At 69.7% G+C, this 20068-nt stretch carries 14 protein-coding genes; 5 read left to right on the top strand and 9 right to left on the bottom strand.

The features are described from left to right. Positions 1 to 97: 97 nt before the first annotated feature. A complete protein-coding gene (locus AB4Z55_RS13835) occupies positions 98 to 940 on the top strand; it encodes a crotonase/enoyl-CoA hydratase family protein (RefSeq protein ID WP_248642745.1) in 843 nt (280 codons plus the stop codon). A gap of 159 nt (positions 941 to 1099) precedes the next feature. Here AB4Z55_RS13835 and AB4Z55_RS13830 read toward each other — a convergent pair whose 3' ends face one another. Next, positions 1100 to 2068 carry an N-acetylglucosamine kinase gene (locus tag AB4Z55_RS13830; protein ID WP_248642747.1) on the bottom strand — a complete coding sequence of 323 codons (969 nt, stop codon included), beginning with the start codon at positions 2066 to 2068 and terminating at the stop codon, positions 1100 to 1102. Between the two features lie 150 nt (positions 2069 to 2218). On the opposite strand from AB4Z55_RS13830, the gene AB4Z55_RS13825 reads away from it, so the two are divergent. Then, positions 2219 to 2686: a nitroreductase family deazaflavin-dependent oxidoreductase gene (locus tag AB4Z55_RS13825; RefSeq protein WP_101821475.1), complete on the top strand. Its 468-nt coding sequence runs from the start codon at positions 2219 to 2221 to the stop codon at positions 2684 to 2686. A gap of 11 nt (positions 2687 to 2697) precedes the next feature. Here AB4Z55_RS13825 and AB4Z55_RS13820 read toward each other — a convergent pair whose 3' ends face one another. Together AB4Z55_RS13820 and htpG are read right to left on the bottom strand one after the other, a co-directional pair. Next, the gene (locus AB4Z55_RS13820; RefSeq protein WP_248642748.1) at positions 2698 to 3723 is read right to left on the bottom strand and encodes a hypothetical protein; all 1026 of its coding nucleotides are present in this window, start codon (positions 3721 to 3723) and stop codon (positions 2698 to 2700) included. Positions 3724 to 3754: 31 nt separating this feature from the next. Beyond that, positions 3755 to 5764 carry a molecular chaperone HtpG gene (htpG, locus tag AB4Z55_RS13815; protein WP_239399099.1) on the bottom strand — a complete coding sequence of 670 codons (2010 nt, stop codon included), beginning with the start codon at positions 5762 to 5764 and terminating at the stop codon, positions 3755 to 3757. A gap of 173 nt (positions 5765 to 5937) precedes the next feature. On the opposite strand from htpG, the gene AB4Z55_RS13810 reads away from it, so the two are divergent. Beyond that, the gene (locus tag AB4Z55_RS13810; RefSeq protein ID WP_004018721.1) at positions 5938 to 6693 is read left to right on the top strand and encodes a PIG-L family deacetylase; all 756 of its coding nucleotides are present in this window, start codon (positions 5938 to 5940) and stop codon (positions 6691 to 6693) included. An 89-nt stretch (positions 6694 to 6782) separates the two neighbouring features. Here AB4Z55_RS13810 and recD read toward each other — a convergent pair whose 3' ends face one another. From recD to AB4Z55_RS13790, 4 genes are read right to left on the bottom strand one after another with little or no spacing between them, the layout of a single operon-like run. Further along, positions 6783 to 8690 carry an exodeoxyribonuclease V subunit alpha gene (gene recD, locus AB4Z55_RS13805; RefSeq protein ID WP_369519903.1) on the bottom strand — a complete coding sequence of 636 codons (1908 nt, stop codon included), beginning with the start codon at positions 8688 to 8690 and terminating at the stop codon, positions 6783 to 6785. Next, complete coding sequence (locus tag AB4Z55_RS13800) at positions 8687 to 12067, bottom strand: UvrD-helicase domain-containing protein (protein WP_369519902.1); 3381 nt, start codon at positions 12065 to 12067, stop codon at positions 8687 to 8689. The genes recD and AB4Z55_RS13800 overlap by 4 nt, the downstream gene beginning before the upstream one ends. Continuing rightward, a complete protein-coding gene (recC, locus tag AB4Z55_RS13795) occupies positions 12064 to 15603 on the bottom strand; it encodes an exodeoxyribonuclease V subunit gamma (RefSeq protein ID WP_369519901.1) in 3540 nt (1179 codons plus the stop codon). Before recC ends, AB4Z55_RS13800 begins: the two co-directional genes overlap by 4 nt. A gap of 31 nt (positions 15604 to 15634) precedes the next feature. Then, entirely contained in the window at positions 15635 to 16141 is a 507-nt protein-coding gene (locus tag AB4Z55_RS13790) for an acyl-CoA thioesterase (protein WP_369519900.1), read from the bottom strand. Between the two features lie 134 nt (positions 16142 to 16275). Between AB4Z55_RS13790 and AB4Z55_RS13785 the strand changes: the two genes are divergently transcribed. Both AB4Z55_RS13785 and AB4Z55_RS13780 read left to right on the top strand, forming a co-directional pair. Next, on the top strand, positions 16276 to 16881 hold the full coding sequence (locus AB4Z55_RS13785; RefSeq protein ID WP_369519899.1) for a GNAT family N-acetyltransferase: 606 nt from the start codon (positions 16276 to 16278) through the stop codon (positions 16879 to 16881). A 170-nt stretch (positions 16882 to 17051) separates the two neighbouring features. After that, positions 17052 to 18581 (top strand): NAD(P)/FAD-dependent oxidoreductase, encoded by a 1530-nt coding sequence (locus tag AB4Z55_RS13780; RefSeq protein ID WP_369519898.1) that lies wholly within the window; start codon positions 17052 to 17054, stop codon positions 18579 to 18581. A 20-nt stretch (positions 18582 to 18601) separates the two neighbouring features. Here the strand turns inward: AB4Z55_RS13780 and AB4Z55_RS13775 are convergent, their stop codons facing one another. Both AB4Z55_RS13775 and ureG read right to left on the bottom strand, forming a co-directional pair. Further along, a complete protein-coding gene (locus AB4Z55_RS13775; protein WP_369521016.1) occupies positions 18602 to 19330 on the bottom strand; it encodes an urease accessory protein UreD in 729 nt (242 codons plus the stop codon). A gap of 2 nt (positions 19331 to 19332) precedes the next feature. Beyond that, a complete protein-coding gene (gene ureG, locus AB4Z55_RS13770; RefSeq protein WP_064570111.1) occupies positions 19333 to 20019 on the bottom strand; it encodes an urease accessory protein UreG in 687 nt (228 codons plus the stop codon). Positions 20020 to 20068 lie beyond the last annotated feature (49 nt).

Raw genomic sequence — 20068 nt, 5'->3', positions numbered from 1 at the left:
GTGACCGTCGGTGCCCGGTGACGACCTGGCCCGAACCGGGGCGCTGCGGGTCGGATCCGGCCACGAGCGGTTCTGACCGCCGAGTAGGCTCCCTCGCATGACAGACCACGCCTGGAACGACCGCGCCTGGACCGCATTCGATGTCACCGTCTCCGATCACATCGCCGAGATCACCCTGATCGGCCCGGGCAAGGGCAATGCCATGGGGCCGGACTTCTGGCAGGAACTGCCCGAGCTGTTCGGACACCTCGACACCGACCCCGGAGTGCGCGCGGTGGTGCTGACCGGGTCGGGCAAGAACTTCTCCTACGGCCTCGACCTCGTCGCGATGGGCGGAACGCTGTCGGGCGTCCTCGCCGGTGACGCGAAGGCAGCGCCGCGCACCGAGTTCCTCGACTCGCTCCGGAAGCTGCAGGCCGGGATCACCGCGGTTGCCGACTGCCGCAAACCGGTCGTCGCGGCCGTGTCCGGCTGGTGCATCGGTGGCGGCGTCGACTTGATCTGCGCGGCGGACGTGCGCTACGCGAGCGCTGACGCCAAGTTCAGTGTGCGCGAGGTCAAGGTCGGCATGGTCGCCGATGTGGGGACGCTCGCTCGTCTTCCGTTCATCATCGGCGACGGCCACCTGCGTGAGCTGGCGCTGACCGGTAAGGACATCGACGCCGCCCGCGCCGAGAAGATCGGTCTCGTCAACGACGTCGCCGACGATCAGGACGCCGTCCTCGAACTCGCCCGGTCGACCGCCCGCGACATCGCCGACAATCCGCCGCTGGTCGTCCACGGCATCAAATCCGTCCTCGACCATTCGCGCAGTGCCGCCGTCCACGACAGCCTCCGCTACGTCGCCGCGTGGAACTCCGCGTTCCTGCCCAGCGAAGACCTCTCCGAGGCAATCACCGCCGTCTTCGAGAAACGCAAGCCCGAGTTCAAGGGTCGCTGAGCCCTTCGTGACGCGCCCTCCGCAAGCTCCGGGCGCTCCTCAGGGAGCAGAGGGGTGGCCCTCCGCAAGCTCCGGGCGCTCCTCAGGGAGCAGAGGGGTGGCCCTTCGTGCTCTCTTCGCTCGCACCTCGGGGAGCGGTCGTAGTGCAGGCCGCATGCGCTAGTGAGGGCAGTCTGCGCGGTACACCTCCCCGGACAGCGGGTGCGTGGCGTCGAGGTCGGCCAGGAGTCGGACGCCGTCGAAGGGCCGGCCGTGCGGCGGCGCCACGGACACCCCGGGGGCACGACGAGACACGTTGTCGACGAACCGGTTTCGGAGTCGGTCACTGGCCGACAGCACGCCGCCCACCCAGCTCACGCGTGCGGGATCACCCGCTTCGCGTCCGCTGCGGTCCAATGCGGTGACCGCAGACGTGGCCAACTCGTCGGCGGCGTCGTCGATGATCCGCTGCGCCACCGCATCCCCGTCCTCCGACGCGGCGTCGACGGTCCGTGCGAAACCGGCGACGCGGGCGACCCGATCGGGATCGGCCTGCACCGACATGTACAACTCGGGCAGCGGACCGAATGCCTCCTCGGTGGCCGCGCGGAGTGCCGTGTCGGGTCCCCGGCCGTCGAATGCGCGCAGGGCCGCCGCGATGCCCGCGCGTCCGATCCAATACGCGCTGCCCGCGTCACCGAACAGGTGACCCCAACCGTCCACGCGGCAGACACCGCCCCGGCCGACGCCGAGCGTGACCACGCCGGTCCCGACCGCGGTGACCGCGCCGAACTCATGCCGATTCGCAGCCAGGTACGCGGTCACCGAATCGTGCGCCAGCGCAACGGAAACGACACCCACCCCGGCGAGCGCCTCGAGAAGGTCGACTGGGCGTGAGGCGCCGGGGGTGAGTCCGGATACGCCGGCCGCGACCCTCCACCGGCCCGACGGATCGTCGTGTCCCGGCGCTTCGGTCCCCGCCTCGATGATGTCCCGCACGGTCGCGGCTATCTGTTCCACGACCGGTCGGTCCGTACGGATCGGCGACGCGTCGTGGTCCGCGGCGTCGACGGCCGACTCGACCCGGACACGGGTCCCGGTCTGGCCACCGTCGATCAGGATCCGCGTCGCGCTGTCACCGGTCGTCACGGTGCGCAACGCTACCCGGGTGTCCGCCGGCCCGGAGGGCATCACGTCGGTCCGGCGGCACCGGCCGAGCCGTCTGCGGGCACGTCGACACGCCGTCACGAGGTCCGGGGAGTCGATGCCGGGGCCGGAACGTCATGGCACACTGGGCGGATGAAGGTGCGGCGCGGACTCGCGGTGAAGATCGGTTCGATCACCTGGATGCCCCGCTTTCTCCCGCAGATCGTGAAGTGCGACAGCGTCATCCAATCCGTGTCGGGCCATCGGCTCAGCCTGCTCGACATCGGCGACCTGCCGAACATCACGATCCGCGTGCCGGGACGAAAGAGTGGCGCGATTCGGACCACGCAACTGCTCGCCGTCCCGGACGGCTCGGACTGGTTGATCGCCGGCTCCTATTTCGGCGGGCCGACGATGCCGGCGTGGGTGTTCAATGTCCGTGCTGCCGACGAGATCGAGATCATCGTGCACGGTGAGGTGTCCGTGGCCGTGGCCACGGAGCTGTTCGATGCCGAGCGGGACGCGGCCTGGCAGACGTTGCGCTCGGTGTGGCCCAACTTCGATCTGTACGAGCAGCGCACCGACCGCCGTATCCCGGTGTTCCGTCTGCGGCCTCGCTGACCTGATGCCGGTCAGCCGTCGGTGACGAACTCGGGCCGGCTCTCGGTCAGGTCGACATGGCCCACGAGATACTGCTCGTCGGTCGTCTCGACCCGCGGACCGTCGGCGTCGTAGTCCGGGGTGTAGGAAACGCGCCAGCGTACGGGCCCGACGACGTCGACGACGCCCGGGTCCGGACCGCCCGCAGTGCCCTGGCTCGCGGGTGCACCCGGCTCCGGATCACGAAGCAGATAGCGCAGCCCGGACAGATTCCGCGGGGCCGTCCACCGGACACTGCCATCGACCGCGGAGCGGTACAGCCGTTGGGTGCAGCCCTCGACCTGCCGCCCCGCCTCGGCATCGGTCGACGCCGCACAGACGGCCAGGTGGGCCGACACCGCATCGCTGACGGCCCCGGCTCCGGTGGCACTCAGTTCGCCGACGACCCGCACCGCCATGGGTCCCCGGGGCGCGGTCGGATGATCGTCGTCCGATGCCCGCGCGGTGAAATCGGTGTCGCGCGAACCCCATCGCTGCGGCCCGGGGAACAGATGGACCGTGTCGCCCTCCTCGACCTCGGCACCGAAGAGCGTCGGTTGCACGACATGCAGTGATGCGATCCGCACCGCGACCGCGCCGTCGACGACCGCCCATCCGTCGGCGACCTGCGTCGTCCGGATCTCGGTGTCGATCACCCGCGTCCCCATCCGGTAGCGCACCGGGACATCGGTTTCTTGGCCATCGATTTCTGGGACAGCGGATTCCGGTTCGCCCTCAGCCGCAGGCCGGACCTCGATGTCGGTGAGCTGCGCGGCTGCACGTTGTGCGCGCAGGACATTGTCGGTCAGGAACCGAGTGTCAGGGCGGGGGGCGATGACCCCCAGGGCGGCGTCGGCGTCGGCGTCGGCAAGTGCGTGAAGGTAGGTCCGCACCGCGTCCACGGGTGTGGCCGCGTGGTCGTCCTCTCGGGCCAGACCCACGACGAGCGCGGCGACCAGCACCACTGTGAGCACAGCCGCCGAACCGCCGAAGACGATCACTCGTCTCCGGCGGCTCACCGGCGTGACGTCCGTTGTCGGGAGGACGGGATCAGGACTCCGAGCCGGCCGACGACCCGCTCCCGGCAAACGAGTCGGTGAGGCGGCCGGCGAGGATCTTCGCGAACTCGGCCGGGTCGTCGAGCTCGCCGCCCTCGGCGATGACGGCCATGCCGTACAGCAGCTTCGCAGTCGGCACCAACTGCTCGTGATCACCGTCGCCGTAGGCCTTGTTCAGGGCGGCGACCAGCGGGTGATCGGGGTTGAGCTCGAGGGCCCGCTTCGACTTGGGGAACTCCTGCCCGGACGCCCGGTACAGCTTCTCCAACTGCGGCGACATCGAGAACGTGTCCCCGACCAGACAGGCGGGCGACTCGGTGAGCCGAGAGGACAGCCGCGTCTCGCTGACATCGTCGGACAGGGTGGTCGTGAGCCAGCCCAGCAGATCGGCGTAGGTCTTGTTCTGTTCTTCCTTGGCCGAATCGTCGGTGTCCTCGTCGTCACCCTCGAGATCGACCGCGCCCTTGGCGATCGACTGGAAGGTCTTGCCGTCGAATTCGGCACCCGCCGAGACCCACATCTCGTCGACCGGATCGGACAGGACGAGGACCTCGATTCCCTTGGCGCGGAAAGCCTCCATGTGCGGCGAGTTCACGATCTGCTGACGGGACTCGCCCGTCATGTAGTAGATCGTCTCCTGACCGCTCTTCATCCGGCCGATGTAGTCCGCGAGCGTGGTGAGTTCGTCCTCGGAGTGGGTGGACGCGAACGACGACGCCTTCAGGAGCGCATCGCGGTTGTCCGGATCGTTGACGAGACCTTCCTTGAACACCCGGCCGAAGGCATCCCAGAAGGTGCGGTAGTCGTCCGGACGACCGGCGCGCATCTCGGTGACCGTCGAGATCACCTTCTTGGTGAGACGCCGACGGATCGCACGGATCTGCCGGTCCTGCTGCAGGATCTCGCGGGACACGTTCAACGACAGGTCGGCCGCGTCGACGACGCCCTTGACGAACCGCAGGTACTCCGGCATCAGTTCGGCGCAGTCGTCCATGATGAACACGCGCTTGACGTAGAGATGGATGCCGACCTTGCTGTCCCGCATGAACAGATCGAACGGCGGCTGCGTCGGGATGAACAGCAGCGCCTGGTACTCGAAGGTGCCCTCGGCCTGCAGCGTGATGGTCTCCAGCGGCGCATCCCAGGCGTGGGAGACATGCCGGTAGAACTCCTGGTACTCCTCGTCGGCCACCTCCGAGCGCGACTTCGCCCAGAGCGCCTTCATCGAGTTGATCGTCTCCGACTCGACGACCGTCTTGGTCTCGGGCGTCTTCGACTCGTCCGACTCGTCGGTCTCGGTCTCGGCGGCGGGGGTCTCGACCGGGACCGTCTTCTCGACGTCCATCCGGATCGGCCACGCGATGAAGTCCGAGTACCGCTTCACGAGCTGACGCAGTTTTGACTGATCCGAGTAGTCGTAGAGGTGATCCTCGGTGTCGACGGGCTTGAGCGCCAACGTGACCGAGGTTCCCTGCGGGGCGTCGGGAACATCGTCGATCGTGTACGTGCCGTCGCCGGTCGACTCCCATCGGGTACCGGTGCTCTCCCCCGCCTTGCGGGTCACCAGGGTGACCTTCTCGGCGACCATGAACGTCGAGTAGAAGCCGATGCCGAACTGGCCGATCAGCTCCTCGGCGGCCGCGTCGGACACCCCGTTCGCGCGTGCTTCCGCGAGCGACCGGCGCAGCTCGGCCGTGCCCGACCGGGCCAGCGTGCCGATCAGTCCGACGACCTCGTCCCGGGTCATGCCGATCCCGTTGTCGGCGACGACCAGCGTTCGGGCCTCCGGGTCCGGGTCGAGCGTGATGTGGAGGTCGGAGGTGTCGACGTCGAGATCCTTGTCGAGCAGGGACTCGAGCCGCAGCTTGTCCAGCGCGTCGGATGCGTTCGAGATCAACTCGCGCAGGAAGCTGTCCTTGTTGGAGTAGATCGAGTGCACCATGAGATCCAGCAGCTGCCGGGTCTCGGCCTGGAACTCGTGGACTTCGGGCTGAGCGCTCATCGCAGACCTCCATGTTCTGTTCTCGTGCACCGTGCGGCGAGGATCCCCGCCCCGGTGCGACACGTGGGGACGGACACCGACTTTACCGAGAGGTGGTGTGGCTACCCTGGGTCGGGGACCGACTAACCCGGACGACATCCGTGCCGTGCGGGAACGATCAGGAAGCCAGGTGGATGGGCACACCGCGACTGCTGTTGGTGCACGCGCACCCCGACGACGAATCCCTGTGGACCGGCGGCCTCATCGCGCGTCACACCGACGCCGGCGGCGAGGTGGACCTCGTGATGTGCACCTGGACCGACGGCACGGTCCGGCACCGCGAACTCACCGATGCCGCGACCATCCTCGGCATGCCCCGGCCACCGATCATGCTCGGCTACGCCGACGACCGGCGACCCGAATCGGCCCCCGACGCGCAACGACTGTGCGCCGCGTCGTTCGACGAACAGGTCCGGGCACTCACCCACCACATCCGTGCCCTCCAGCCCGACATCGTGATCACCTACGACCCGCTGGGCATCTACGGTCACCCCGACCACGTTCATGCTCATCGACTCGCATGCGCAGCCGCCGACGCCGCAGCGTCGACGAAGCTGTACCACCGCGCCGGGCCTGCTTGGCGAGTCCGCTCGCTGTACTTCGCCACGATTCCGGAATGGATGATGGACATCCTCGCGGAGAGCCTCTTCGCAGACATCCCCCGGGCGCAGCTGCCCGGGACGCCGGAGTCCGAGATCGACGTGGTCGTCGACGTGTCCGACCTGGCGGCCCGCAAGCGAGCCGCGGTCACCGCGCATCGTTCCGAGATCGATCGCAGCCGGGCCATCTCGGGGTTCATGTCGCTGCCCGACGACATCCAGGAGAAGTTGCTCGGCGTCGAGTGCTACCAGCGGCGGGACCTCGTCCCCGGTGGTTGCGACCTCATCTAGGACGTCGACGAACACATCGCGCAGTCACACCGCCGCGCCCGCACACCCATTCCTTGTCCGGATTCCCACCGCACTCGGAGCGGGTGGGTTCACGGAGACGGGGTGGGTGTGCCGGAAGGTGGCGACCATCGATCATCCCGGTCGTCGAACGGCGTGACCGTCGATCGCAGACCACTGGCCCGCTGCACGCGACGGTCGACCGCTGCGGCGAGCACCTCCGGCGTACCGACGATCCGCACGTGTTCGCGGGCACGGGTGATCGCGGTGTACAGCAACTCGCGGGTGAGCAGCTCCGAACCCGTGGGCGGGAGGATCACCGTCACCTGTCGGAACTGACTCCCCTGACTGCGGTGGATGGTCATCGCGTGGACCGACACGACGTCGGCGAGCTGCGTCGGATGCAACAGTCGCACCGTCCCGCCACGCCGGAAGGCGACCCGGACGGCGTCGGCTCCGGACATCCGCCCCTCGGGGTCGGCGATCACGACTCCCGTGTCGCCGTTGAAGGTCGAGGTCTGCCGGTCGTTGGCGGTGACCAGGATCGGCTGTCCCGGATACCATCCGGCGAGTTCGGCACCCGTGGTACCGAGCCACTCGGTGATCCTGGCCGACCACCCTCGGACCCCGGACGATCCCTCCCGGTGCGCGCACAGCACGCGGTGGGCGTCCAGTGCATCGAGCGCAGCTGCGGCATCGGCACGGCGGGCGGCGACACCCAGCGTCCTCCCCCACTCGACGAGATCGGCGCGTACATCGTCGAGCTCGTCGGGAGCCACGAGCTCGACATTCGGGACGTCCGCTGCCGCCACGAGCCTCAGGACCTCGTCGGCGTCACCGGAATTCACGGCGGCGGCCACTCGTGAGATACCGCCGCCGAAACGGAACTGCCGACGCAGGGTGATGACGCCGTCGGCGAGCTGATCCCTGTCCGCCGGGTCCGGTTCGTCGTCGGCATCCGCGAGCACCGCCTCGAGCGCGGTCCGCGACACCGCCACTGCGGTTTCCGAATCCTCTTGCGCCCCGGTCGCATCGGTTCGTTCGACGAGATCGGCGAGCACCGCCCCCGCCTCCACCGAGGCGAGCTGATGCGGGTCACCGACGAAGAGCACCCGCGCGTCGGGTCGGACCGCGTCGAGCAGGCGGCTCATCGCCGTCATCGACAGCATCGAGGTCTCGTCGACGACGATCACGTCGTGTGGGAGCGTACGTCCGCGGCCGTATCTCGGGTTGGCTCCCGGGCGCCATCCGAGCAGCGAATGCAACGTGACGGCGTGTGCCGTGACCGGGACCGTCGACTCCGCCTCCACCGAGGCCTGCAGCTGAGCCGCCGCGCGGCCGGTGGGCGCACACAACCCGATCCGCAGGCCGGGTCCCTGCAGCGCGTCCAGGACGGCGAGAATGCGTGCGACGGTGTAAGTCTTGCCCGTGCCCGGGCCGCCCGCCAGGACGGTGGTCCAGCGGGTCGCGGCCACCGCGGCGGCGAGCTTCTGCAGGTACCCGTCCTCGGGCGAGGTGTACACCGCGGCGATCGCGGCGCGCAGCGCGCCCGCGTCGACCACGGGCGAGGTCTGCGCACGCCGGGCCAGGGTGTCCCGGATCGTCTGCTCCTGCCGGAAGTACTTCTGGAGGTAGACCAGGGGGCCGTCGACGGAGCGCCGTACGACCAACGGACGCAACGGACCCGCCTCGCTGCCGGCCACCAGCGGGCTCTCGAGCAAGGCGTCGAGGACCGCTTCCGACGACGGGACCGTGAGATCCGGGATGGTCTCGCCGGCGAGCTCATCCAGCCGATCCAGCGCCAGGCACGTCGAACCCAGGCGCACGGCACGTACGGCGAGCGCGGCGCCGAGTCGCGCGGTCTCGGACACCGGCTCGGCGCACATGGCGACGAGACGATCGGTGATGTGCACGTCCGCGGCCGCCAGCACCCCGGCCTCGTTCCACTCGGCGAGCACACCGGTGGCCCATTCCGTCACCTGGACATCGGAAATGCTCATCGCGAAACCCCTGCCAGCGCGTCGGACAGGTCGACGACCAGCTCCGCGGGCAGCGCCCACTCGAACACGCCGCAACCGGGCGGCGTGTCCGGACCGGCCATTCCCCGCACGAAGTGGTACTGCACCGGACCGAGGTGCCGGACCGGATCGTAACCCGGTACACGCCATCGCAGATAGCGATGCAACGCAACGGAATACAGCATCGCCTGCAGTGGGTAGTGCGCGGCGGTCATCTCGCCCGCCATCGCCGTGGTGTCGAAGTCCTCGACGAGGAGGTCGCCCGGACGGATCCGGTTCGTCTTGTAGTCGACGATGACATAACGCCCATCCGGGGTCCGCAGCACCGAGTCGATGCTGCCCGTGAGGAACCCGCGCAGCTCCCGGGCGGGCAGTTCGCGGAGGTGGTCGGCGTAGTCCCGCAGCGGATCGTCGTCGGGCAGATGTCGGTCCAGGAGCTCGGCGAACCCACCCGGCGTCGCCCCGGCACCGCCGGGTGTGCGGTCCGACGGTCCCAGCGGGAGCTCGAAGTCGAGTTCGGCGAGGCGATCACCCGGTTCCACACCCCACAGGTCCCCGAACCCGAGTGGCGTGGTGAGAACGCCGACCAGCGCGGTGACCAGGGTGTCGGCGTCGATGTCGGCCGGCAGGACCCCGAGTGCGCGCGAACACAACTCGCGCACATGCGCGTCGATGTCGGGTGCCGAGGTGTCGACGTACTCCAGGACCTCGTGCACCAGGGTTCCGAACGCCGCACCGTAGGGCAGCCCGTTCATCAGCGACGGCGTACCGGTCCGTTCACCATCCGGGGCCTCGTCGATGTCGGCCGGGTCGACGGCCGGCTCGTCGTTCAGGATGTCCTCGGTGGGTTCGCTTCCGGTGGTGACGACCGGGCCACCGGGCGCTCCCGGCGCGCCGTGCGCGACGTCGGCGACGATGGCCGAGTACGACGTCCGACGCCATTCCTGATCGATGGCGCGCCGGAACCGCGCCACCCCGAGCGACGCTGCCTCGTCGACGGCCTGCGCCGGCGTCGTCACCCCGACGGCCTCGATCCGGCCGGCGGGCTCGACCGAGATCGCCGCGTCGCGTTCGGTCAGGGTGCGGAGCACGCTCACGCAGGTGGGGTCGTCGTCCGGGATGGACACGTCGGAAGCGACCGCCCAGACCGACTCTCCGGTCTCGGACGGAATCCGTGTCGCGGTGTCACGCCCGAAGATCAGCCGGTGCAACGGTCCACTCGTGGTGTTCATCGACGGCGCCCACCACGCCACGACCTGCGACTGCGCCCGCGTCAGCGCCACGTAGAGGAGTCGGAGATCCTCGCCGGCGGTCTCCTCGGCGTACCGTTTGCGTCGGGCCGCACGCCCGGGGGCCTGCCCACCGCCGACGTCGAGCCGCCGCGTACCCGACTCGTCGTGGTAGGTGATGTTGCCGCGGTCGCCGATCCACGTCCCGTCCCAGCCATAGGGCACATAGACGATCGGGAACTGCAGACCCTTGCTGGCATGCACGGTCATGATCTGGACCGCCTGGGTGTCACGGTCGAGTCGCCGGCTCTGGTCCTCGTACCGCTGTCGGGCGGACGTGTCCGTGATCCGCTCCGCCAGCCACTCCACGAGGCCGCTGAGTCCGGCCGAGGTCTCGACGACGTGCTTGTTGCACAGCGCGGACACCTGCAGGAGATCGGTGAGGACGCGTTCGCCGTTCTCGGTGGCCAGCACCCGGGCGGCGACCCCGTGCGAATCGAGGAGCCGCTGTGCCATGGCCGCGAACCCGCCCTGCCCGAACACCCGAGCCAACGACGACATCTCGGCCCCGAGCTCGGCGATCTCGGGTTCGCCCGCGGTCGCCACCCGCTCCGTCGACCAGCCGAGGAGCGTCGTGAGTGCGGCCAGCCGCACCCGCTCGGCACGCGACGGCTGCTCGACGGCGCGCATCACCCACAGCCAGTGCTGGGCCGCGGTCGTGGAGAACACGTTGACCCCCGACCCGATGACGGAGTTGATGCCGCGCTCGGCGAGTTCCCGTTGGAGTGGCTCGATGGTGCTGTTGAGCCGCACCAGGATCGCGATGTCACCGGGGTCGACCGGGCGGGGGGCGCCGTCGACCTCGATCCTGGTCCCCTGGGCGAGTGTGTGTGCGATGTCGTCGGCGACATCGATCGCGATCCGGGTCCGGACGTCCTTCACCGAGGGCAGGTTGTAGGAGTTGCGCGACGAGAAGTCGTTGCGCAGGAACGCGCGGATACGCAACGGCGGGCGGCCGTCCAGACGGCTCCCCGGATGGGCGGCCGAGACCGAATGCACCACGATGCCCGGATGTCCCAGCGCTGCTTCGCCATACAGGTGACCGAGCGCGTCGACCAGGGCGCCGTCGGACCGGCGGTTCACGTCGAGCGCCTGGAGGGTGTCGGCGGAGGACACCGCGGCGAGATAGCTGAGGACCTCCGCACCGCGGAACCCGTAGATCGACTGCTTGGGGTCGCCGACGAGGATGAGGCGACGGTGACCGTGGAAGCAGCGCCGCACGATCTCCCACTGCAACGGGTCGGTGTCCTGGAACTCGTCGACCAGGACGACGGTGAAGGTGTCGCGGATCCGCCGGCACGCGCGCTCGCCGACCACCGGGTCGGTCACGATCCGGTGCAGGATGGCCTGCAGGTCGTCATAGGTCCGCACCCGCGCATCGCGTTTCCGGGTCTCGACGATGCGGCGGACCGCGGAGGCGAAACTCACCCGGCGGGCGGCGACCGCGTCGGCGGCGGGCCCGTCGGTCGCCTCGGACTCGTCCGGCGCCAACGCGACCGACGCCTGACGCACCGCGTCGCGGGCGATGGCGCGGGCCTCGGAGAAGTCGAACTCGGGTGTGTCGCTTGCCCAGAAACCCCGCAGGTAGAGGTCCAGGGCCACTTCTTCGGTGAGCTCGTCGACCTCCTCGACGATCGAGTAGACCAGTTCGCGTTCACCGAGGAACCCGAGTGCCTCCAGCATGCGATTGCAGAACGTGTGGGTGGTCGCGATCGTCGACGCGTCGAAGTCACTCAGGGCCCGGGCCAGATTGCGACGCCGCGCGGCGACCTCGTCCGGTGTGCCATGCGCCAGCATCTGCAGCAGCGCGTCGTGGCCGGTGTCCGCGCCCGGGCGGGCCAGCCCGTCGAGCAACTCCCGCACGCGGTCTCGCATGCGTTCCCGCAGCTCGGCGGTCGCGGCCCGACTGAATGTCACGAGCAGCATCTCCGAGATGGGTACGCCTTCGGCGATGTGCCGGGCGGCGAGACCGACGATGGCATAGGTCTTTCCGGTACCCGCGCTGGCCTCCAGGACCGTGGTGTGGTCCGGCAGGTCGGCGGTGACGTCGAAGGTGGCCGGGCGTCTCATGTGCCCTCCCGATGCTGGTTGAGCGGCACCCACACAGTGCGCGCGAGGCCGGCGAACAGCGGTTCGCCGTCGGCCATCGGCAGTTCGACCCCGCCGAGCGTGCGAGGCCCGGAATCCACACCGCCGAGCGTGCGAGGCCCGGAATTCACACCGCCGAGCGCGCGAGGCCCGGAATCCACACCGCCGACCGTCCGGTCCTCGGGTGGCGGACAGGCGAGGAGGTCGTCGAATTCGACGTCGGCCAGCACGTCTCCGCCGAACGCCAACCGCACATGGGGGTCGCGCGCGGGACCGAATCTGTCCTCGAAGTTCCTGCGCGCGTTGGCCAGCGAGAACGTACTGCGCCGACCAGGACCGTCGTTCTCGACGAAGGTGCACGCGGGTTCGAGGGGCAACGGCAGCGGACGACGCAGACCCTCGTCGCGGAGTCGGACGAGGTCGTACAACAGCGGGACCGGGTCCTCGGGGCTCCGGAATCGCACGGTGCTGGTCCCGCCGCCACGGGCGGCGCGCCCGACCAGGACCGCCGACTCGACCGACCCGGCCGCGTCGTTGCCCTGGGTCGCCGCGGCCGCGACCGCGAGCAGCGTGATCCACCCGCTGAGTTGCTGTTTGGCCTTGAGCTTGGAATAGGTCGCCCGCACCACCGCCGCCGGCCCGGTGTCGCCGAACACCTCGCCGACCGTCCCGTGTACCCGCCGCCCGTCGGGCAGACGGACCAGGATGTCCAGGGTCCGGGGAGTTCCCGACCGCAACGGCTCGACGACACCGTGCAGGCGTGTCACCGCCCGGGAGATGGCGCGGAGCTCGCGGGTGCCGAAGGCGAACGGGGGCAGGGTGCCGCGCCGGAGCTCGGCGGCCTCGCAGTCCGAGATGGGCACCCCGGTCAGCATCCGGGAGAGGAATCGGTCGCCGATCCCCCACTTGTCCAGCGGTTCGAGTTCGACGTCGAGCTGATCGTCGTGCGGCCGGTCGTCGTCGGGAATGCGGGCACCGAGTCGTTGCCGGGTGAAGGCGACGATCGGATCGACGTGGAAGTCGATGAGGGTGGCGAGGTCGATGTCGTCGGTGTCGAGGGTGCGTTCCGGCGCCGGGAGGACCTCGCGCGCGGCCACCACCGGGCGTCGCGGCGGCTCGCGCAGCGCCTCGGCGCCGGCGAGCATCGACGAATCGTGACTGAAGGGTCCCGAGATCCCTCGAACGCCACCGGGAGTGAAGTTCCGCGCGTCGAATCCGTGGAGAGAGTGTCGACGGACCGGGTCGGCGCCGGTCAGGCCGGTCAGTGTGTCGACGAGTTCGCTGACGACGACGGCGGGCGGGATCCGCCGGCCGGAGACCGGGTCGGCACCGCTGTAGAAGACGAGAAGTGAGTCCTGCGCGGCGCAGATCGCGTCGAGGAAACACTGCCGGTCCTCGTCCCGCGGATTACGTTCGCCCACCAGCGGATCCACCCCGAGGACGTCGTCGCCGTCGATGCGCTGGACGCGTGGGAAGACCTCCGCGTCCACCCCGAGCAGCACGATCACGCGGTGCGGCACCGAGCGCATGGGCACCATCGTGCAGACGGTGAGTTCTCCGGTGCGGAAGTTCGAGCGGGTCGGTCTGCCGGCGACCAGTGCCGCCAACAGGTCTCGCACGTCCGCCAGCCGCAGCACCTCCTCCGGTTCGACCGGCCGGGTGTCTCCGAAGGCCTCGCTCAGCATCCGGATGGCCTGGGCGCGTTGCCAATCGTCGGCGGGCTCGGTCGCCGTGAGCGACGACACGGCGTCGATGAGCGTCTCGGCCCAGCGGTGCGCGGGAGCTGCTTCCCGCAGTTCCGCCAGCACCCGACCCAAGCGGTCGAGGAACTCGTCGAACCGGCCGACGAGGTCGATCCCGGTGCTCTCGACGCCGGCCAGCGGCAGTGCGGTGCCGAGCCACTCGTCGTCGGCCTCCTCGGCGACGACACCGAGGGCGATCCGATCCAGACCGGCATCGAAGGTTCCCTGCCGGAATCGTTCGAGGCCGTACCGGGCCCGTTCGGCGACACCCAGGCCCCAGCGGACGTTGCTGTGCGCCAACCATTCCCGGATCAGGTCGAGGTCGTCGTCGGTCATCGCGAACCGGGTGCGTACCGGCGGGGCGCCGAGGAGGTCGACGACCTCGCCGGCGGTCACGCGACCCGCGGCCAGCTCCACGACCCCGACGATGACGTCGAGGATCGGGTTGACGTGACGGATTCCGCGGTCGGCCAGGCGAACCCGTAGATCGAAGGCGGGGTGCGGCAGACCTGCCTGGCCGAACGCGCCACGGATCAGCGGCGCGAATGTCTCGACATCCGGGCACATGACGAGGACGTCCCGCGGCTGCAGCTCCGGATCGGCCGCGAACAGATGCAGCAATCGGTCCCGCAACACCTCGATCTGGCGCTCGGGTCCGTGACAGGCATGCACCTCGACCGACGGGTCCGCGGTATCCGGGATGTTCGAGCTCGCCGAGGCGGCGGTGAGGTCGGCCGCGGGGGCCAGGTCGTCGCGGATCCCCGACTGCACGGCGTGCAGTGCCGTATCCGCCACAACCGGCTGCCGCGGGGCATGGTGCAGATCCCGGTCCACGATCGGGGCCAGACGCAGCTGGAGTTCCTGGAGATCCCGGGAGAGGCCGGCCAGCAACGGGTTTCGTAGTTCGGGGAGCTCGCGCTCCCCGCGCCGCGGCGGGACCCCCTCGCCGGCATCGGCATCGACGAGGGCGCCGAGTTCCTCCCACAACCGGGGACTCGGGTGCGGCACGAACAGGTGGACATCGTGGTGGACGGCGGCGGCGGCGGCGATCCGACGGAACGACTCGGTGATCCGGGTGGGCCCGAACACCGACAACCGTTCCGGCAGTCCCCCGGCTTCGGGGTCGGTGCGCAGGCGATCGCAGACGGCGGGGAGATCCTCCGCGGGATGCGGGCGGCCGATCTCGTCGCGGACCGCGCGCCAGAATGCGGGTTGCCAGGCGAGGTCGTCCCGCAGGGGTCGACCGGCGCCGTCGAGGTCGTGACCGGCGGCCCAGTCGGCGATCAGGGACGGTCGCGACCGCCCGTAGCGGTCGAACAGCTCGGCCAGATGCCGTGCGGTGGCGTAGCGGCGTCCGATCCGGGGCGAGGAGGCGTCGCCGGCACCGATGTGCCGCGCGATGACGTCGAGAGCGGGATCGTCGATGCGGTCGTCGAGGACCCGCAGGACCGGCCATGTCAGCTCGGCCGCGCGCCACGGGTCGTCCGGCGCGGTGAGCGAGGCGGCGGTGTGCAGACGGGTATCGCCGAGCACCGCGGCGCCGATCGCATCCGCAAGCCGGGACGGCCCGGTGAAGTCGATGTTCGCGGCGATACCGTCCTCGCCGGTCCCGGTTCCCAGCCGTCGCGCCAGATGCTGGGCGAGCCATCGCTCGACCCCGGCAGCGGGAACCGAGACGATCTCGGGCCGCATGGGATCGCCGAGCGGACGCGCCAGCACCTCGGCCAGCGCATCGGCCAGGGTGTCGGTGCGTTCGGCGCGGTGCAGGATCAGCATCGGGTGGGTGTGCCGGTCGGGCGCGGGCCGGTCAGCCCGCTGCGTTCGTCCGAGGTGTGTGGAACCGCACCGGTTCCCCGAGCCGCGCGGACAGCAGACCCCGCGCGTCGTCGGGGATGGGGGTCGGCCGTCCGGTGTCCGGGTCGACGACGACCATCGTGGTCTCGGCGGTGGCGCACAACGTCCCGGCCTGGTCGAACAGGCGCAGGGCCATGACGAACGACGACCGGCCGACGCGTCCGATGCAGGTGCGGACGTGGACGGGGTCGAGCGAGTAGTGGACGGGCGCGGAGAACTCGATGTCCTGGCGTGCGACGAGGAACGAGAACTTCCGCGGCCGGTCGGGCATCCACTCGAAGAACGATCGCACGCGGCTCTCCTCGAAGATGCGCGAGATCTGCACGTTGTTGATGTGGTTGTTGATGTCCATGTCGCCCCAGCGCAGCGCGACCGGGATGTCGAGGTGATAGTCGGAACCGGCTGCGCGCGCGTTCGGATCGAGGGCGTCGGTATCGAGGGCGTCTGGGTCGAGGGCCACGGCGCAGATCTTAGTGCGGGACACGCGTGGGACGAACTGCAGGAGTCACCGTCATCCAGACCGTAGACTCACTCGCCGGGGCAGGACGACAAGCGAATCGGTGCGCGCACCCCCGCGCGCGGTGAGGGGCTCGGGTGAACATCGACACGGCACGGGCTCGTCTGCGCCCGGTGTCCGCGGTCGACGTCGACGAGCTCGTCCATCTCGACAGCGATCCCGAGGTCATGCGCTATGTCAGCGGCGGCGCCGCGACACCGCGCGCCGTCATCGAGGAGTGGGTGGTGCCCCGCGCCGAGACCGAGCACCGGAGATACGGCACCGGCACCTGGGTGCTGTGTGATCCCGCCACGACCGCCTTCCTCGGCTGGATCTCGCTGCGCACCCCGCGCCACAGTTGTCGCGCGGAACTGGAACTGAGTTATCGCCTCCGCCGCACGGTGTGGGGTCGTGGACTGGCCACCGAGGCGGCGTTCGCCCTCGTCGCCTTCGCCTTCGATCACCTCGGGACCGACCGGGTGTTCGCGAGCACCGTCGCGCGCAACGCTTCCTCGCGTCGTGTGATGGAGAAGTTGGGCATGACCCTCTGCGCGATCCACCTGTGCGACGACGCGGCCGACTCGGCCGAACTGCTCACCATCCACCCGGACCGGGACCGGTCCGAGGTCGAATACGAGCTGTTGCGCGCCGACTGGCAGGAGCGGTCCCAGCGCTGGTCGGCGGCCGGTGGTCTCACCGCGTGAACTCAACACCCCTCTGGCCGCGCCCATCGGATCATCATTGACTACCGTTGAGAACATGCACGGTCGTACTCCGGCCCCGGCGCTACGCGGCTCCCCCGGGTAGCGCCCCCACCGGGTCCGCCGAAGTCCGCACGACCGTCGCCCAACGACCTAGAAGGAGATGTCTGGAGATGAGCAGCCCCGCCGTCCAGGCCCCCGCTGGAGCAGCCACGACCCGCCGGAAAGTGGTCATCATCGGTTCGGGCTTCGGCGGATTGTTCGCCGCCCAGCGACTGGCCAAGGCCGACGTCGACGTCACCCTGATCGCGAAGACCACGCATCACCTGTTCCAGCCGATGCTCTACCAGGTCGCGACCGGCATCGTCGCCGAGGGCGAGATCGCTCCGGCCACCCGGGTGGTCCTGCGCAAGCAGAAGAACACCGCCGTCCTCATGGGCGACGTGTTCGACATCAACCTGGAGGCCAAGACCGTGACCTCCCGGCTTCTCGAGCGGATCACGGTCACCCCGTACGACGATCTGATCGTGGCCGCGGGCGCCGACCAGTCGTACTTCGGAAACGACCACTTCGCCGAATACGCACCCGGTATGAAGACCATCGACCACGCCCTCGAACTGCGCGGCCGCATCCTCGGCGCCTTCGAGCAGGCCGAGCTGTCGCACGACCCCGCCGAGCGGGCCAAGCTGTTGACCTTCGTGGTCGTCGGCGCGGGCCCCACCGGCGTCGAGCTGGCCGGGCAGATCGCCGAGATGAGCGACAAGACGCTCAAGGGCGCGTTCCGCAACATCGACCCGACCGAGGCACGGGTGATCCTGCTCGACGCCGCGCCGGCCGTCCTGCCGCCGTTCGGTCCGAAGCTGGGCGGCAAGGCCGCGGCCCGCCTCGAGCGCATGGGTGTCGAGATCCAGCTGAACGCGATGGTCGTCGACGTCGACTACGACGGCCTGGTCGTCAAGGAGAAGGACGGCACCACCCGCCGCATCGAATCGCAGTGCAAGGTGTGGTCGGCCGGTGTCCAGGCCAGCCCGCTCGGCCAGCAGCTCGCCGAGCAGTCCGGTGTCGAACTCGACCGCGCCGGCCGCGTCAAGGTGCTCCCCGACCTCACCATCCCCGGTCACCCCGAGGTGTTCGTCGTGGGCGACATGATGGCCGTCGACGGGGTGCCGGGTGTCGCGCAGGGCGCGATCCAGGGCGGCCGGTATGCGGCGGATGCCATCAAGGCCGAGCTCAAGGGGCAGACTCCCGACCAGCGCAAGCCGTTCAGCTACTACGACAAGGGGTCGATGGCGACCATCTCGCGGTACTCCGCGGTGATGCAGGTCCCGATCCCGGGCATCAAGAAGACGTTCGAGACCGAGGGTTACTTCGCGTGGCTCGGCTGGCTGGCACTGCATCTCGTCTATCTGGTCGGGTTCCGCAACCGGTTGAACACGCTGATCAACTGGTTCTTCGCGTTCACCACGCGTGGTCGCTCGCAGCTCGCGGTGACCGAGCAGCAGGTGTATGCGCGTACCGCCATCGGACAGCTGTCGGCTCTGGAGAAGGCCGGGACGTCCTCGGAGTCGGAGTCGGAGTCGGAGTCGGCCAAGACCGATTCCGGGACCGTGGACTCGGCGTCGACCGGCCCCGAGACCACGGGTTCGGTGCCCACCGAGGGCAAGGACGCCGACGGCAAGGAATCCGAGGCCGAGGCGAGCTGAGGCGCTTCGGCACCGGCCCGCTACTGCACCGGGGCCAGTGATCTGATCTCGAGGTCGTCGGCCAGCCGCTGCGCATCGCTGACCGATCGTGCGAGCGCAGTCGTCAGGCTGGCTCCGCCGGCCAGCTGGAGCCGAGCGGCGAACTCCGTCGCATGCACCTCGCCCGACCGGTCGTCCGGGTAGCGAAAGACGCTGCTGGCCGCGCGGTGGCCGGCCGCGCCAGCTGGGGTGCCGTGCCCCAGCGTGAGGCGATGCGCCAGCACCACCTCGCCGTCCACGTCCACCCGCAGTCCCCCGGTCCAGGCACCCGCCCGATCGCGGTCGGCCAGCGTCGAGTCGGTCATCGTGGCGGCCCGGCCTATCTGCACGTGCTCGTGCAGGTCGAGGGTGGCGCCGGACGCCAGGCGCACCGTGACGTCGGACCGATGCCGGGCACCGCCCGCGACGACGGTGGGTTGCGGGTCGAAGCGCAACCGGCCACCGTCACCGACCTCCATCTCCCACCGGGCCGACGAGTCGGCGCGGTCACGGGCGGGCAGTGCGATGGTCGCGGCGACGCTGCTCACCCGTAGGTGCGCGCCGGGTTCGACCTCGATACGGACCACGATCTCGTCGCCGCCCAACGGTGTCGCGGCCGTACCGATGAGCTGCACATGGCCGGTAGCGGTGACCCGTACGCCGAGGCCCCCGACCGCCCGGTGGCGCACACCGCGGTCGACGGTGGCGACGATGTCGACCTCGGTGCGCATGGTCACCCGGCGACGACCGGGGCAGCCAGCTGGGTCCGGACCCACGCCAGCACGTCGGTCGCGGCGGGATCCTCGGTCAGCGAGATCATGGCGGTCTGCCGGCCGTCACGGACCTTCGCCGCGTCCCGGCGCATGACGTCGAGGTCGGCGTTGACACGTTCGGCCAGATCGATCTTGTTGATCACCAACAGATCCGAGAACGTGACGCCGGGTCCGCCCTTGCGCGGCACCTTGTCCCCGCCGGCCACGTCGATCACGAAGATCTGCACATCGATCAGACCTGTCGAGAAGGTGGCGGTGAGGTTGTCGCCGCCGGACTCCACCAGGATGAGGTCGAGCGGCGGGTTCGCCTCGACGAGATCGTCGATGGCGTCGAGATTGGCGGTGATGTCGTCGCGGATGGCGGTGTGCGGGCATCCGCCGGTCTGGACCGCGGTGATCCGCTCATCGGGCAGAACGGCGTTGCGACGGAGGAAGTCGGCATCCTCGGTCGTGTAGATGTCGTTGGTCAGCACCGCCACCGACAACTCGTCCCGGAGCTGCCGGCACAGCGCGGCCACCAGCGCGGTCTTGCCGGACCCGACGGGGCCACCGATGCCGATCCGCAGGGCCTCGCCGGGTTCCCGCTTACGGCGCGGCCGGTCGTGATCGTGGGTGTGCGGCTGCCCGTCGATGAGATGCGGGGGCATGGGAACTCCTCTCGGTCGGCGATGTCCGGTTGCGCGACATCGTCTGGTC

This window comes from Gordonia sp. ABKF26, from assembly GCF_041103195.1.
Lineage (GTDB): Bacteria > Actinomycetota > Actinomycetes > Mycobacteriales > Mycobacteriaceae > Gordonia > Gordonia terrae.
This window is presented reverse-complemented; position numbering and strand designations above follow the sequence as displayed.

Bases quoted from the DNA above. Each gene is read 5' to 3' on its own strand.
- AB4Z55_RS13835 (WP_248642745.1), top strand. From the start codon at position 98: ATGACAGACCACGCCTGGAACGACCGCGCCTGGACCGCATTCGATGTC.
- AB4Z55_RS13825 (WP_101821475.1), top strand. From the start codon at position 2,219: ATGAAGGTGCGGCGCGGACTCGCGGTGAAGATCGGTTCGATCACCTGG.
- htpG (WP_239399099.1), bottom strand. From the start codon at position 5,764: ATGAGCGCTCAGCCCGAAGTCCACGAGTTCCAGGCCGAGACCCGGCAG.
- AB4Z55_RS13810 (WP_004018721.1), top strand. From the start codon at position 5,938: ATGGGCACACCGCGACTGCTGTTGGTGCACGCGCACCCCGACGACGAA.
- recD (WP_369519903.1), bottom strand. From the start codon at position 8,690: ATGAGCATTTCCGATGTCCAGGTGACGGAATGGGCCACCGGTGTGCTC.
- AB4Z55_RS13800 (WP_369519902.1), bottom strand. From the start codon at position 12,067: ATGAGACGCCCGGCCACCTTCGACGTCACCGCCGACCTGCCGGACCAC.
- recC (WP_369519901.1), bottom strand. From the start codon at position 15,603: ATGCTGATCCTGCACCGCGCCGAACGCACCGACACCCTGGCCGATGCG.
- AB4Z55_RS13780 (WP_369519898.1), top strand. From the start codon at position 17,052: ATGAGCAGCCCCGCCGTCCAGGCCCCCGCTGGAGCAGCCACGACCCGC.
- AB4Z55_RS13775 (WP_369521016.1), bottom strand. From the start codon at position 19,330: ATGCGCACCGAGGTCGACATCGTCGCCACCGTCGACCGCGGTGTGCGC.
- ureG (WP_064570111.1), bottom strand. From the start codon at position 20,019: ATGCCCCCGCATCTCATCGACGGGCAGCCGCACACCCACGATCACGAC.